The organism is Acinetobacter sp. AR_0276 (assembly GCF_003000705.1).
Taxonomy (GTDB): Bacteria; Pseudomonadota; Gammaproteobacteria; order Pseudomonadales; family Moraxellaceae; genus Acinetobacter; species Acinetobacter nosocomialis.
This window is the reverse complement of the sequence record NZ_PSQO01000004.1, coordinates 2,441,723-2,454,684: the sequence shown is the minus strand read 5'-3', so window position 1 is coordinate 2,454,684 and position 12,962 is coordinate 2,441,723. Positions and strand designations below refer to the sequence as shown.

The window sequence follows — 12,962 nt, the reverse complement described above, 5'->3', positions numbered from 1 at the left end:
TTATTTATTTGGCATATTCATTTTAGAATGGTCCATCTCACTCATTTGAGAATGATCCATGTTCATCATTTTAGAATGATCCATTTGGGACATATCAGACATTTGGCTGTGATCATGCTGACTATGGTTTTGTTGATTTTCCTTGCCATCTTTCATATCACAAGGCTTTTTGCATTTCTCTTGTGCTTTTGAATTTACTTTAACTTCTGTACTTACAGTATTTTTCTGTTGAGCATCCGCAGCCCAAGATTGGGTTCCAGCAATTAAAGTCCCAACACACATAAAAGCAGTAAAGCTACGACGGAATAGAGTTTTCATTGATTGCTCCAAAAATAAATTTTATATAACTAACTTATAGGTTGGAACCGGACATCTATGTGACTTGAAAATGACATTTTTGTAATCTACATCGCATCCTGTATTTATAACGTTATTATGGTCTTAATATGCGATACGGGGCTTAATAAATGAGAATCTTACTAGTTGAAGATGAACAAAAAACTGGTGATTATCTAAAGCAAGGTCTTTCTGAGGCAGGATATATTACAGACTGGGTTACAGATGGCTTATCAGGTAAACATCAAGCTCTTTCTGAAGAATATGATCTAATTATACTAGATGTAATGTTACCGAAGTTAGATGGTTGGAATATCATTAATGATATTCGCAAAAGTGGCAAAACTATGCCTATCCTTTTTCTCTCAGCACGTGATCAAATTGAAGATAGAGTTAAAGGCCTGGAACTAGGAGCTGATGATTATCTCGTTAAGCCTTTTGCTTTTGCAGAACTTCTTGCCCGAATTAAAACTTTACTTCGTCGCGGTCAACAAAAGGAAGATAGCAATATTATTACTATTGCTGATCTTGAACTTGATCTTCGTAAACGCCGCGTCACACGTGCTGGACAAAGAATTGACCTTACAGCTAAAGAGTTCGCATTGATGGAATTATTCATGCGTAGACGTGGAGAGATTCTGCCTCGTGCTCTCATTGCTTCTCAAATATGGGATATGAATTTTGATAGTGATACAAACGTTGTAGAAGTCGCTATTAAACGTCTAAGAAATAAAATAGATAGTAATTTTAGTCCTAAGTTGATTCAAAACATCCGCGGAATGGGGTATGTCTTAGAGGTAGAAGATGACTCATAAACTGTTTAATGCGATCAGTTTCCGTATTGCACTCATCTTCTCATTATCTACCATTATTATCTTAATGATTATGGGGCTGGTCATTCATCAGCTTGTTATGCATCATTTTGAAACTCAGGACCGCACTCAGCTAGAAGGGAAAATTCAGCTTTTAGAAAATTTACTGGAACAGAATCCGAAAAATACCGAAGAACTAAAGATATATTTAAAAGATGCTTTAGTTGGTCATCATGACCTAATTGTCCAGATTGAACGTCCAACTGGTCAAATCATTTTTAGTTCAGCACCCGCCGTTATAAAGCCCCAGACATTAGTAAAATCTAAACATACTCCTTGGATAGAATGGAAAATCCAAAGTAAAACATACCGCGGCTTAGTTTATAAAAAGTCATTTGATAAAAATATGAGCATTCCAACTGCTCAGATTATTGTTGGAATCGATACATCTGAACATCAACATTTTTTAAACGACTTTAGACGACAATTGTTATATATCGGAGTTGTGGGCACAATTTGTTTAATGTTTCTAGGTTGGTTTGCTGCATGGAGGGGCTTACGTCCAGTTCAAAAAATGGCAAAAGTTGCAGAAGGCATTTCAGCTCAGCATCTATCTGAACGATTAGCAGTCGATAATACCCCCACTGAACTAAAATCATTAGCCATAGCCTTTAACGATATGTTAGATCGGCTAGAAACTGCTGTAGAAAAACTCTCAGATTTCTCATCTGATCTGGCCCATGAAATTAGAACACCAATTAATAATTTAATGACTCAAACTCAAGTGTGTTTGTCTCGTAGTCGGGATATTAATACTTATCAAGAAGTCCTCTTTTCTAATCTGGAAGAATTTGAACGTTTGGCCCGAATGGTTTCAGATATGTTATTTCTTGCAAAAGCAGAACATGGCCTACACTTACCAAACCTGCAACAGGTCAACCTGGTACAAGAAATTTCTGCTTTATTTGACTTCTATGATGCTATCGCTGCTGAAAAGGGAATGTTTCTAGAACAGAGTGGACAAGGATACGTAAAAGGCGATCCGTCAATGTTACGTCGTGCTCTGAGTAATTTACTATCAAATGCGATCAAATATGGTAAACCTGATTCAGTAATTAAGATTAACTGCCAACAAAATATTGATACCACTATATTTACAATCGAAAATGAAAGCTCTCCAATAACACCTGAGCAGCTGAATCGATTATTTGATCGTTTTTACCGCACGGATGCATCCAGACAAAGAGTTGAGGAAGGCACAGGTTTAGGTTTAGCCATTACCAAGTCAATTCTTGATGTACATGGCGCGATGATTCAAGCTGACTATAGCAACAGCCGTATAGTTTTTAAAATAACTTTTAAAAATTAAATATTTGTAAACAACATATAACTGACTACTCATTTCCAATATCTAAAAAATTATGAGTAGTCAGAAATGATCATTTCCTAACTACGTAGCCTTAAAGCATTACCAATAACCGATGCTGAACTTAGGCTCATTGCTAAAGCTGCGATCATAGGAGAAAGTAGCCAACCGGTAAATGGATATAAAATACCCGCAGCTAAAGGGATGCCTAAAGCATTATAAAGAAATGCAAACATCAGGTTTTGCCTCATATTTTTAATCGTGGCCTCTGACAGGGAACGAGCGATCTCTATCCCCCGTAAATCACCTTTGACTAAAGTGACTTGAGCACTATTCATGGCCACATCTGTTCCTGTTCCCATTGCAATACCAATATCCGCTTGAGCTAAAGCTGGGGCATCATTGATGCCATCACCTGCCATTGCAACCATTCTTCCTTCTTTTTGTAATTTATTAACCAGTTCCAGTTTATCTGCCGGTTTAACTTCTCCATAAACTTCATCAATACCTAATCTAGCTCCAACTGATTTTGCAGTAGTTAAACCATCTCCTGTGGCCATTATAATTCTTAAACCAGAATTCTTCAGAGCATGCACAGCCTCAGGTGTACTGGCTTTGATTGGATCAGAAACAGCCAATAACCCTACGAGCTTCCCATCAACAGCCAAATGCATAACACTCGCACCTTCTGCTCTTAATTGCTCAGCTTGAGGGATATATGCATCAACTGAAATGCCAAGTTGTTCCATTAGAGCTGTATTACCTAATGATAATTGTTGTCCTTCTAACTCGCCCTTAACACCAATTCCAGAACTTGACTCGAAAGATGTCGGTGTTGTTAGTACAAGATTTCTTTCACGGGCAGCCTGTACAATTGCATCTGCTAACGGATGTTCACTACCTTGATCCAAGCTGGCAGCTAATCTGAGTACTTCATTTTCTTCATATCCAGATAAAGCAAACACCTTATCAAATGAGGGGCTACCTTCTGTTAAGGTGCCTGTTTTATCAATAATTAATGTATCAATCTTACGTAAATTTTCTATTGCTGCGGCATCACGGAAGAGTACGCCATTGGATGCTCCACGACCTGTTGCTACCATGATTGACATTGGCGTGGCCAATCCTAAAGCACACGGACAAGCAATAATTAAAACTGCAACAGCATTGATTAAACCGTATACCCAACTCGGTTCTGGACCAAATATTCCCCAACCAAAAAAGGTAAGAATAGATATACCGATCACCACCAGTACAAACCAACCAGCTACCTGATCCGCCATTCTTTGCATAGGAGCTTTAGAACGCTGAGCTTGTGCCACCATTTGAACTATCTGCGAAAGTACTGTTGAAGAACCAACCTTTTCAGAGCGCATCACTAATGAACCGTTCATATTCATTGTCGCCCCTATTACTTGGTCACCTATACGTTTTGTTACTGGAACTGGCTCTCCCGTTAACATCGACTCATCAATAGAACTTGAACCTTCTGTAATTACTCCATCAACAGGTACTTTTTCACCTGGCCGCACTCTCAGTAAATCTCCAACATGTACATGGGAAAGTGGGATATCTTCCTCTCGACCATCTTCGTTAATTTTTCTTGCAGTCTTTGGAGCCAGCCCAAGTAAAGACTTAATTGCTGCCGATGTCTGTGACCGAGCTTTTAATTCAAGTACTTGACCTAATAAGGTCAGTGAAATAATGGCGGCTGTAGCTTCAAAATATACAGCGACACGCCCCATAGAAATAAAAGAATCTGGAAATACTTGTGGGGCCAAAGTCCCAACGAGACTATATAGAAATGCAGCCCCAGTCCCAATTCCGATTAAAGTCCACATATTAGGACTACGATTTAAAATTGACTGCCAACATCTTACAAAAAATGGCCAACCTGCCCAAAAAACGATTGGTAAAGTAAGGACAAGTTCAATCCAGCTTTGCACCTTCATTTCAAACCAATTCAGTTGATGACCAAACATCGCCAAAAATACTACAATTAGGGTCAACGGTAAGGTGTACCAAAATCTTCTTTTAAAATCTTTGAGTTCAGGATTTTCATCTACTTCATCTAAATTTGGAAGCAAAGGCTCTAATGTCATACCGCAAATGGGGCAATTACCAGGATGATTTTGTCGGATCTCTGGATGCATTGGGCAAGTATAAATTGATGAGGTATTTATACTATTTGACTGTGCCTCCATTTTATTTAGAGAGACATTTGTGAAAGCAGATCCATCTTCTTTAGCAAGATACAAAGCAGGATCATGCTTAAATTTTATCTGACATTTTTCACTACAAAAGTAAAAGGTGTTATTGCCAACTTGTTCATGAAATTTAGACTCCTCTGTTACAGCCATGCCACAGACAGGATCGTTATGCGTGTCATTTATAGTTTTCTTTTCATGATAATGGTCCATATATAAACCTCCTTCATATTTGATTTAAAAAAAAATAATTAGCTTCGGATAGAAATAAATTTCCGGTTATTTGAATATTTAATGAACATTTTTCTTGATAAAGTCAGTGTAGCACTTGTGAGTTTTCAATTCTAAAAATGACAAAAATGTAATTTTGGAGTCATCAAGACGTTTCTCTCTTTCTTAAATAATAAGCATACAAAGAGTGATGACCAACGCGATCAATTTAGGAACTTCACTGGGTCATTACTTAGCATGTATTAATTTTAAAAGGTGATGAAATGAAAATTTTCCAAAATAAAGTGTCAGTTCTACGTAATGTACTAGTAGGTGCGACTATGGCTATAGCTGCTTCAAGTGCATTTGCTCATGTCAAACTTGAAAGTGCTACGCCAGCTATTAATGCATCTGTAGCAGGTCAACCAAAAAATATAACTCTAAATTTTGGTGGAGAAGTCATGTTAATGAATGTCAAATTACTTGATGCTCAACGTAAAGACATCCCTTTAAATTACCAAGTAACTCATGATTTAAAAAAATCATTTGAAGTAGCTATACCTAAACTTAAGAAAGGTAAGTACACAGTGGTTTGGACCACAATGGGTACTGATGGCCATAACATGAATGGTGAATATAGCTTCACCATTAAATCAGCGAAATAAAAATAAAATATCAATAATCAATATGCTAGCAGCTTGCTGGCATATTGCTATCACTGGGGTGAAAATATGATTCCTGAAGCTTGGATGTATGCAACGTGGCTGATTAAAGTCGTTTTATATTTAGGAATAGCATTTATTGTTGGTGGTGCCTTTAGCTATTTTCTACTGGGTCGTTATGTAGAAATCAAGCAAGCTATCCTAAAGTACATTACTATTGGTGCAGGGGTAGGCTTTATTTCAAGTGCTTTAAGCTTCTTCGTTCTTATAGGAAGTTTTTCCAATACAGGTTTTTCTGGAATGTGGAATAGCAACTACATTAATATCTTAATAAATACTCCTACTGGGCATGTTCATATCATCCGTTCAATTAGTTTTGCACTTTTACTATTATTTATGATCGTAAAGCTTGGTAAAGGGACTATCCAGATTTCTAAAGTAGAAGGGACAATTTTTACCATCCTGCTCATCCCCATAGTTTTTAGTTTTTCACAACTAGGCCATGTTACAAATTTACCTTTATTCGCTCAATTCTTATTATCAATACATATACTAGTAATGTCCTTATGGATGGGATCACTTTTCCCTCTATGGAGAACAACTAAAAAAATTACAGGTATTCCATTAAAAGATCGCATGCACCTATTTGGAAGAATCGCAGCATTTGTTGTAGGAATACTACTCGCTTGCGGTGCGAGTATTGCTCTGTTACTCATTAAAGATTTCAATACTCTACTAAATACTCCTTATGGGCATGGTTTTATTATTAAGATCGTATTTGTTCTAAGCGTTTTATTATTAGCTGCCTTTAACAAATGGTATTTTACTCCTCGCTTACAAGACCCGAAATTTGCCAAACAGTTGGGTTATGCTATTTTATTTGAAATGTCATTAGGCCTAATGATCCTTTTAACGACTGGATATATTACAACTGTAGTGGGAATTGATTAAATAGGTATATAGAAATTTAAAAAGTAAAATGAAAAAAATTATCTGATTCTGTTTGATTTCATTACTGGTTCAATTCTTGATATTTTTTCTAACTCCATAAGCTTTACTATTGTAAGTAGAGTGTAGTGTACGACTATAGAGTCTCAAATCTTTTAAAATATAGGGGTAAAATTACTTACCCCATAATCTGCCTTTGTTTTTATAAATTAATTACATGATTTTCTGTAATTAATTTATAAATGAACTTAAATAAATAATCATACCTTATACAACCATTCTTAATGCCTGTTCCAGCCCACGTTGTTTAAGGTTGGCTCCTACCCCAAACCATGCTGAATCTAGTCGGTGATCTGTTGAGATCGCACGTCGCTCATGATCAACAAACTCCGTAATACTACAAAGCAGTCCATACACCGTATCTTTAGCTGAAGCTAACTCGGCACCACGACCATGCCCATTAAACATGGCCATGACCTTAGACATAGCACGTCCATTTGGTTCTGTTTTATTGTCGGCTTTGGATGAGTTGATTTGTTTAGGCGTAGCTACATTACGGTAGAACTGAATGATACTTTCATCTTGTTCAGCAATACTCAGGTTCGTGTTATTAAACACTGCATCAAAATAAGCTGCTGCTTTCTGCTGGGTAACTTTACGCTGGCTGAGTTGTTTCATTTCATACATGTGCTCGCCCCATGCATGAACCGAAATACCCAATTGCTGTTTAATCTTCTCGGCATCGAACTTGGTACTGTGTGGAACTTTCACTACACCAGCACTACTATTCTGCCCGCGTAAGGCAATCGCCAAGGTGTTGTTACACACCACACGAACACTGGTGAATTGCGCCGTGGTGGCTAGTGTGCCATCACATGCGGTTGCCAACAAAATGTAGCCATTACTGACATCCTTACCTTTTAATGCTGCCGATTGTCCGGTCCTAGCCAATGCCCAGAACTTACGTCCACCTTTAAGTACACCTGCCGTTTCCAGTTCAAAGCCTGATTGTTCGGTCAGGTCTCGGTAAAACTCCAAGATTTCTTTGGGCTGCACTTCCTGATAACGCTGACTCACTACCGATAACGGCGCATGAGTATCTGAGCGATAAAGTACTCGTTGCTCTTCATAAGGCATCAGAATATTTTGTCCACGTTCATTCTTTGCCATAAAACTGACATTGGATGATTCTATTCGCCAGTCCATACCCGCCTGTTGTGCCCATACTTCTATTGGTTGATTCTGAGGGAGTTGATTACCTAAGCCATGCCAAGGGGTTTGACCAACGAATGCCATCGTTTCTATTTGATGTGCCATGATTGATTTCCTTTAAGTAATATAAATGAAGTGATTTAAATAATTTGAAAGTTGTAAACGATAAGAATTAAGCGAAGCCTGATTGCTGGATTTCAAAATGCTCCAGACATTGCTCACACTGGTAATACAAGGTCACCATATTTTCTTGATGCTGAACGTAGAGCAGAAACATGCCCCCAATCACCAAGCCCACAAATCCACCCACCAAAGGGTGAACGGGACTGCGTTTTGACAACTGCATACAGGCTGCTGCCAGAGACATGGGCGAGAACGATGAAAGCTTTGCAAATACGCCCGAAGTGGGTTCAGTCTGGCGGAGTAAAGTGATGTGTAATGAATGACAGTAAGGACACTGGTGCATGGTCTTCTTCCTTAAATAAAAGGCATAAAAAAACCACAAGCAAATGCTTGTGGTTTGATTGAGCTTTATGTCGTTTTAGATTAAGTCAAATTAACGAGTTACTTTTGGAGTCGCTAAACCTTTCTTGCTACAAGGTTGGATACTTTCAATATATTGACCATCTCCAGTGTCTTTAAAGAAACCATATTTTGATTTGATTTCTAAACATTGCCCCTTCTTAAAAGGTTTAACTTGTGGAACGACTTTAGCTGGCATAGCGTAGCTATTTAAAATGACTTCGCCTTTAGTGGTTGGAAATACAACTGACTCTTCGCCGTAATAGACATTGGCTTTAAGTGTAATCTGCTCAGTTTTAGCAAAAGCAATAGAACTGAGTGAAAGACTTAAAACTCCACAAGCGATAAGTTTGATTGGGTTCATGGTATTTTCTCTGATTAAGTAAAGTAATAATTAAACGAATGCTACAGGCCAGCTTTAATTAGTGACCAAAGCATGGCTGGTATCCTTCGTGAAGGACTTGATTGCTGTTCTTATCCCAACTCACCACATACCAAGTACATTGGTAACGGTCAGAGTCCCATGCAGTACGATAGGTCATGGTATTACCTTGCTGGCTCCATCCTTCAACTCGTTTACTCACCTGATCTGGACTTGAGCGGCCCCATACATTCATAAGGTGTGACGCTAACATTTGATCAATATTCGGGATGGTTGACTTTAAATCAGCTGGAGCAGATTTGATTGGCTTTAAGCCATAGCGAGAGGTGTTCGAACTTAAGGTTTTTCCTTCATGGTACTCAGCATCAACTTCTGAACTGAGATTGCCTAGACTTGTATCTTGTGCTTTTGCCTGATCCACTGCGGCTATTGCCCCCGCAACCACTTCATCTTCAGCTTGTGAATGAGTAGATTCTGATTCCGGGTTTTCCACCATACTTTCAATTCCGGTGAAACCTGATTCAACGGGTTCCGATGCTGCTTGTGTTGTGGCAGATTGATTTTGTACCTTAGATTGTTGTAAAGCGAGTTGTGCTAACTGAAGTTCAGTTTGTCGTTTTTGATGTTGATTAAATAAAATACCGCCTGCAATTAACACCGCCATCATGACTACAGTTAACAACCAATATAACGGTGGTATCTTTTTAGTTGAGTTAGTGCTGTTCTTTATCATATTCATATCATTACCTTGAAATAGAGGATATACGGCGCTTTAGGGCTGCCTTCACTGGGGTAATATGTAAGTAAAAATTCTTTATTTTCAGTTATTGTCCAAATAGCTTTTTAATAAAGCTCTTGCTTCATTCAGTTGCTGTGCCTGACTTTCAATCAACTGACGAACAGATTCAGGTAAGTTCTGGTATTTATCGGGATGGAACTCAGCCATCTTTTTTCGGTAAGCAGATTGTAAGTTCTGCTCAGTCAGTGAATTAGGCTGAATATCAAGAAGTTTGCACGCTTGAAGTTGTCCACCGTTGAAAGTAGAAGTAGTAGACTGATTCATTTCATCAGCCAGACATTGATAGATAATTTTGACCAGATCAGGAAATACGGCTTTAGAAACATTGGATACACGACATAAATGGGTCATGAAGAGATCCGCCTGATTCTGCTCAACCTGACCCAGTGCCATGGCATAAACCAGTTGTTCGATCATCTCCGTACGAAGCTTGTAAGCCAGCACATCTTTCAGTTCTGCAAAGCGATGTAATAATTCTTCATATTCAAAGTTGGGATGTTCAGTCAGTAACCTTTTAATATAGTGCTGTGATGCTTCATCATTCAGCTTTACAAAATGTTTAGATATTGCATGACTAGATTCAGGATTCCACTTACCCATATTGAATGTGATGAAATAAGCAAACAGATCAATAATTACCTTCAGTTCTGCATCAATCTGTGGTGGAGCCCGATCGGTTTCTGTTTCACCCTGACAAACTTCATTTAGAAATGAAGCCAATGTTCGTACTGTGCCCTTATCCAGTTGGGTAAAGGTCAGGGTTTCTATACGATTCAGTACGATGCCATGATTAATGACGCCAATATCTGCCTCGACATGATGAATACTTTTAAAGAGATAAACCGCTTCATCTCCAAAGCTTTCTTTATAAAAGAGTCCTGTCGCCGTCACACAAAGTCCAGCTTTAGCACTGCCAAATACCGTATCGTCAATTAGCATAAGGATTTCATCTGGATGAATTCCTTGAGGGAGATAACTCATAGCCCCTTGCAATTTTTTATAAGGAATAGCGGGTGCAAAATAAATATTGTCACTCGCTCTTAACATCAACATCCAACGGCTTTTCTGGAGTGATTCTCTCGATATGATTGTCATGGCAACTTCCCCAATTTAGCGACTAAAACAACCAACGTAGAAAATCAGCAGGCCAAACAAGTGCCCGACCCAAAGAATATGAACCAGAATAAATAGGGTACTGCCAAATCAAATACAGCCAATAACCAATCACAATGGTGAAATAAAGGCCAATCAATGGATGTTTCATTGTAAATTCCTCATTTTTTTAGGTAAGCCTATCCAACCCACTGCTCTATGGCAGCAGGTGAGATCAAAAGACAAACTAAGATTTAATGTGAATACGAGCTCTAAAGTTTATGTGCACATTGCTGACCAGACTTAAAAGATACCTCTTCGAAATCCTCTGGCATCCTGACTTGCATCATGCCAATCGCCTCCAGCCTCTCTTTGCCATAATGTTCTTCCATCCTGTCGTAGAAGCAGGAACAGAAACTGCGACTTCCTCCCGTATTCCTACAGCTTTGTTTCATACCCTTTTCGAAATCAGAAGAACAACCAGTAACCAACAAAATACTGACACCTACCAAACCCATCAAAATTTTATTTTTCATCATTTTATCCAGTGACGTCGTCATGGAGCTTAGGCTTTTTTAGGCAACACGAAGCCTTGCCATGGTGTAGCTCACATGACATTTTTTTAAGTAAATTTTTAGACGAAAAGATCTAAAGCTTGAGAAACTAGAAGTTCATCAAATCCTATTAAAACTAATCAGGCGTTATAAAAAGAATATGCATAGCCAACTCCTTTATATTGGGAGTTCTGCCAAAGCATTAGAGAATTATGGTGGCAGAACGAGAAAGGGTTGACAGACCGGATTGGATTGACACCAGCACACTCGAAAGTGTCCCTCTCCCGTCCTGAACTGCACCCCATAAGTTAGACTTTTTAAACTTATGAGGTGTGCCCTATGCCAATTCCGAAGCATTCAAAAGAGTTAAAATTAAAAGTCATTCAAGCTTATTTAGATGGAAGTAAAGGATATAAAATCCTTTCACAAGAATTTAATGTTGATCTCCAAACCATCCGCTTATGGATTGAAAACTATAAGGCACAAGGTGAAGATGGCCTGAATGTTAAAACTAAAAAAACCTACTACTCTTCCGAATTTAAAATCAAGGCTGTACAAATGCTTCTTGATAAGATACCGGTAAGAGAAGTTAGAAGACGGTTAAATCTGAGCGGGACGTCAATTTTAAGAAGGTGGCTCGCTCAGTATCATAAAGAAGGGATTGCCGGGTTTAATACTACGAGGATTTATACCAATATGGTTAAACAACATAAAACCAAAATAACTAAACCTATAAAAGAAGACAAAGATAAATCTCAACAGGAGCTCATTGATGAAGTGACTGCTTTACGAGCAGAGGTTGCCTTTTTAAAAAAGCTAAAAGCCTTAAAACTGAAGCAACGTACTTAAATACACTTTGTACTGCAGACACTGTTCAGGTTATTTCAGAATTAAGGCAAATTTATCCATTAAAACTCTTACTCAGTATTGCAAAGATTGCTCGTAGTACTTATTTCTATCACATGAAAGCTGTACGCTCTAATGACAAATATACTGAGTTAAAACAGCAGATTAAGTCCATATATCACAAGCATAAGGGATGCTATGGCTATCGTAGAATTACTCTTGCCCTGAAAAGTACAGGAATAATAATCAACCATAAATGTGTATATCGCCTTATGAAAACCATGGGACTTAAATCACGTATCAGAGCATTGAAATATCGCTCATATAAAAGTGGTTGTGTCGGGACGGTGGCTGATAACATTATGCAACGGCAATTTAAAGCGAACCATCCCAACCAGAAATGGGCAACTGATGTGACGGAATTTAATGTTAACGGTGAAAAACTTTATCTATCACCAATTATAGATTTGTTTAATGGGGAAATTATTACTTTCCGGATCCAACGTAAACTCAATTATGAGTTAGTGAAAGATATGCTCATTCATGCCTTAGCTAAACTTAAGCGACATGAGAAACCAATTCTCCATTCAGATCAAGGATGGCAATATCAAATGGCTCATTACCAACAGCAATTAAAGCAACATGGTTTAATTCAAAGTATGTCTCGTAAAGGAAATTGCTTAGATAATGCTGTAATAGAAAGCTTCTTTGGAATATTAAAATCGGAATGCTTTCATGGAGAAAAATTTCAATCAATTGATGAATTAGAGAAAACGATACGAGAATACATTCATTATTATAATCATGAGAGAATCAAGGTGAAGCTACAAGGTTTATCCCCGGTACAATATAGAAACCAGTTTATAAAAACTGCTTAACTAACTGTCCAACTTTATGGGGTCAGATCATCCTACCGCTACGGGAGGAGACGAGATGTACCCTCAAAATTATTCCTCAGAAGGAATAACTCTGATGCAACCCAATAAAACGGTCTGTCAAAACCGACTGGCAATG

General features: G+C 38.1%; 13 protein-coding genes and 1 pseudogene. 5 read left to right on the top strand and 9 right to left on the bottom strand.

Annotated elements, in window-relative coordinates; all coding sequences use genetic code 11:
- On the bottom strand, positions 1-318 hold the full coding sequence (locus CSB87_RS12550) for a hypothetical protein (RefSeq protein ID WP_000853611.1): 318 nt from the start codon (positions 316-318) through the stop codon (positions 1-3).
- 149 nt (positions 319-467) lie between these two features.
- Here CSB87_RS12550 and CSB87_RS12545 point away from each other — a divergent pair, with 149 nt between their 5' ends.
- A complete protein-coding gene (locus CSB87_RS12545; protein WP_001221580.1) occupies positions 468-1,151 on the top strand; it encodes a heavy metal response regulator transcription factor in 684 nt (227 codons plus the stop codon).
- A complete protein-coding gene (locus CSB87_RS12540; RefSeq protein WP_000149047.1) occupies positions 1,141-2,517 on the top strand; it encodes a heavy metal sensor histidine kinase in 1,377 nt (458 codons plus the stop codon). Before CSB87_RS12545 ends, CSB87_RS12540 begins: the two co-directional genes overlap by 11 nt.
- Before the next feature lie 77 nt (positions 2,518-2,594).
- Here CSB87_RS12540 and CSB87_RS12535 read toward each other — a convergent pair whose 3' ends face one another.
- Positions 2,595-4,934 carry a heavy metal translocating P-type ATPase gene (locus tag CSB87_RS12535; protein ID WP_000350166.1) on the bottom strand — a complete coding sequence of 780 codons (2,340 nt, stop codon included), beginning with the start codon at positions 4,932-4,934 and terminating at the stop codon, positions 2,595-2,597.
- 281 nt (positions 4,935-5,215) lie between these two features.
- Here CSB87_RS12535 and CSB87_RS12530 point away from each other — a divergent pair, with 281 nt between their 5' ends.
- Together CSB87_RS12530 and CSB87_RS12525 are read left to right on the top strand one after the other, a co-directional pair.
- Positions 5,216-5,596: a copper resistance CopC family protein gene (locus tag CSB87_RS12530; protein WP_000689222.1), complete on the top strand. Its 381-nt coding sequence runs from the start codon at positions 5,216-5,218 to the stop codon at positions 5,594-5,596.
- A gap of 66 nt (positions 5,597-5,662) precedes the next feature.
- The gene (locus CSB87_RS12525; protein WP_000611873.1) at positions 5,663-6,544 is read left to right on the top strand and encodes a copper resistance D family protein; all 882 of its coding nucleotides are present in this window, start codon (positions 5,663-5,665) and stop codon (positions 6,542-6,544) included.
- Positions 6,545-6,808: 264 nt separating this feature from the next.
- Here the strand turns inward: CSB87_RS12525 and CSB87_RS12520 are convergent, their stop codons facing one another.
- From CSB87_RS12520 to CSB87_RS12495, 7 genes are all read right to left on the bottom strand, one after another.
- Complete coding sequence (locus CSB87_RS12520; RefSeq protein ID WP_004883230.1) at positions 6,809-7,858, bottom strand: DUF932 domain-containing protein; 1,050 nt, start codon at positions 7,856-7,858, stop codon at positions 6,809-6,811.
- Between the two features lie 67 nt (positions 7,859-7,925).
- On the bottom strand, positions 7,926-8,219 hold the full coding sequence (locus tag CSB87_RS12515; RefSeq protein WP_000553830.1) for a hypothetical protein: 294 nt from the start codon (positions 8,217-8,219) through the stop codon (positions 7,926-7,928).
- 90 nt (positions 8,220-8,309) lie between these two features.
- Positions 8,310-8,639: a hypothetical protein gene (locus CSB87_RS12510; protein ID WP_001068165.1), complete on the bottom strand. Its 330-nt coding sequence runs from the start codon at positions 8,637-8,639 to the stop codon at positions 8,310-8,312.
- A 58-nt stretch (positions 8,640-8,697) separates the two neighbouring features.
- On the bottom strand, positions 8,698-9,396 hold the full coding sequence (locus tag CSB87_RS12505; protein ID WP_004883233.1) for a hypothetical protein: 699 nt from the start codon (positions 9,394-9,396) through the stop codon (positions 8,698-8,700).
- A gap of 81 nt (positions 9,397-9,477) precedes the next feature.
- Positions 9,478-10,503, bottom strand: coding sequence for a J domain-containing protein (locus tag CSB87_RS12500; RefSeq protein ID WP_000942646.1), 1,026 nt, complete (start codon positions 10,501-10,503; stop codon positions 9,478-9,480).
- A 70-nt stretch (positions 10,504-10,573) separates the two neighbouring features.
- Positions 10,574-10,720 carry a hypothetical protein gene (locus tag CSB87_RS19885; RefSeq protein ID WP_000682545.1) on the bottom strand — a complete coding sequence of 49 codons (147 nt, stop codon included), beginning with the start codon at positions 10,718-10,720 and terminating at the stop codon, positions 10,574-10,576.
- A gap of 100 nt (positions 10,721-10,820) precedes the next feature.
- On the bottom strand, positions 10,821-11,084 hold the full coding sequence (locus tag CSB87_RS12495; protein WP_002083868.1) for a hypothetical protein: 264 nt from the start codon (positions 11,082-11,084) through the stop codon (positions 10,821-10,823).
- Positions 11,085-11,447: 363 nt separating this feature from the next.
- On the opposite strand from CSB87_RS12495, the pseudogene CSB87_RS20265 reads away from it, so the two are divergent.
- Positions 11,448-12,826: pseudogene (locus CSB87_RS20265) on the top strand (IS3 family transposase).
- Positions 12,827-12,962 lie beyond the last annotated feature (136 nt).

Bases quoted from the DNA above. Each gene is read 5' to 3' on its own strand.
- CSB87_RS12550 (WP_000853611.1), bottom strand. From the start codon at position 318: ATGAAAACTCTATTCCGTCGTAGCTTTACTGCTTTTATGTGTGTTGGG.
- CSB87_RS12545 (WP_001221580.1), top strand. From the start codon at position 468: ATGAGAATCTTACTAGTTGAAGATGAACAAAAAACTGGTGATTATCTA.
- CSB87_RS12540 (WP_000149047.1), top strand. From the start codon at position 1,141: ATGACTCATAAACTGTTTAATGCGATCAGTTTCCGTATTGCACTCATC.
- CSB87_RS12535 (WP_000350166.1), bottom strand. From the start codon at position 4,934: ATGGACCATTATCATGAAAAGAAAACTATAAATGACACGCATAACGAT.
- CSB87_RS12530 (WP_000689222.1), top strand. From the start codon at position 5,216: ATGAAAATTTTCCAAAATAAAGTGTCAGTTCTACGTAATGTACTAGTA.
- CSB87_RS12525 (WP_000611873.1), top strand. From the start codon at position 5,663: ATGATTCCTGAAGCTTGGATGTATGCAACGTGGCTGATTAAAGTCGTT.
- CSB87_RS12520 (WP_004883230.1), bottom strand. From the start codon at position 7,858: ATGGCACATCAAATAGAAACGATGGCATTCGTTGGTCAAACCCCTTGG.
- CSB87_RS12515 (WP_000553830.1), bottom strand. From the start codon at position 8,219: ATGCACCAGTGTCCTTACTGTCATTCATTACACATCACTTTACTCCGC.
- CSB87_RS12510 (WP_001068165.1), bottom strand. From the start codon at position 8,639: ATGAACCCAATCAAACTTATCGCTTGTGGAGTTTTAAGTCTTTCACTC.
- CSB87_RS12505 (WP_004883233.1), bottom strand. From the start codon at position 9,396: ATGAATATGATAAAGAACAGCACTAACTCAACTAAAAAGATACCACCG.
- CSB87_RS12500 (WP_000942646.1), bottom strand. From the start codon at position 10,503: ATGTTAAGAGCGAGTGACAATATTTATTTTGCACCCGCTATTCCTTAT.
- CSB87_RS19885 (WP_000682545.1), bottom strand. From the start codon at position 10,720: ATGAAACATCCATTGATTGGCCTTTATTTCACCATTGTGATTGGTTAT.
- CSB87_RS12495 (WP_002083868.1), bottom strand. From the start codon at position 11,084: ATGAAAAATAAAATTTTGATGGGTTTGGTAGGTGTCAGTATTTTGTTG.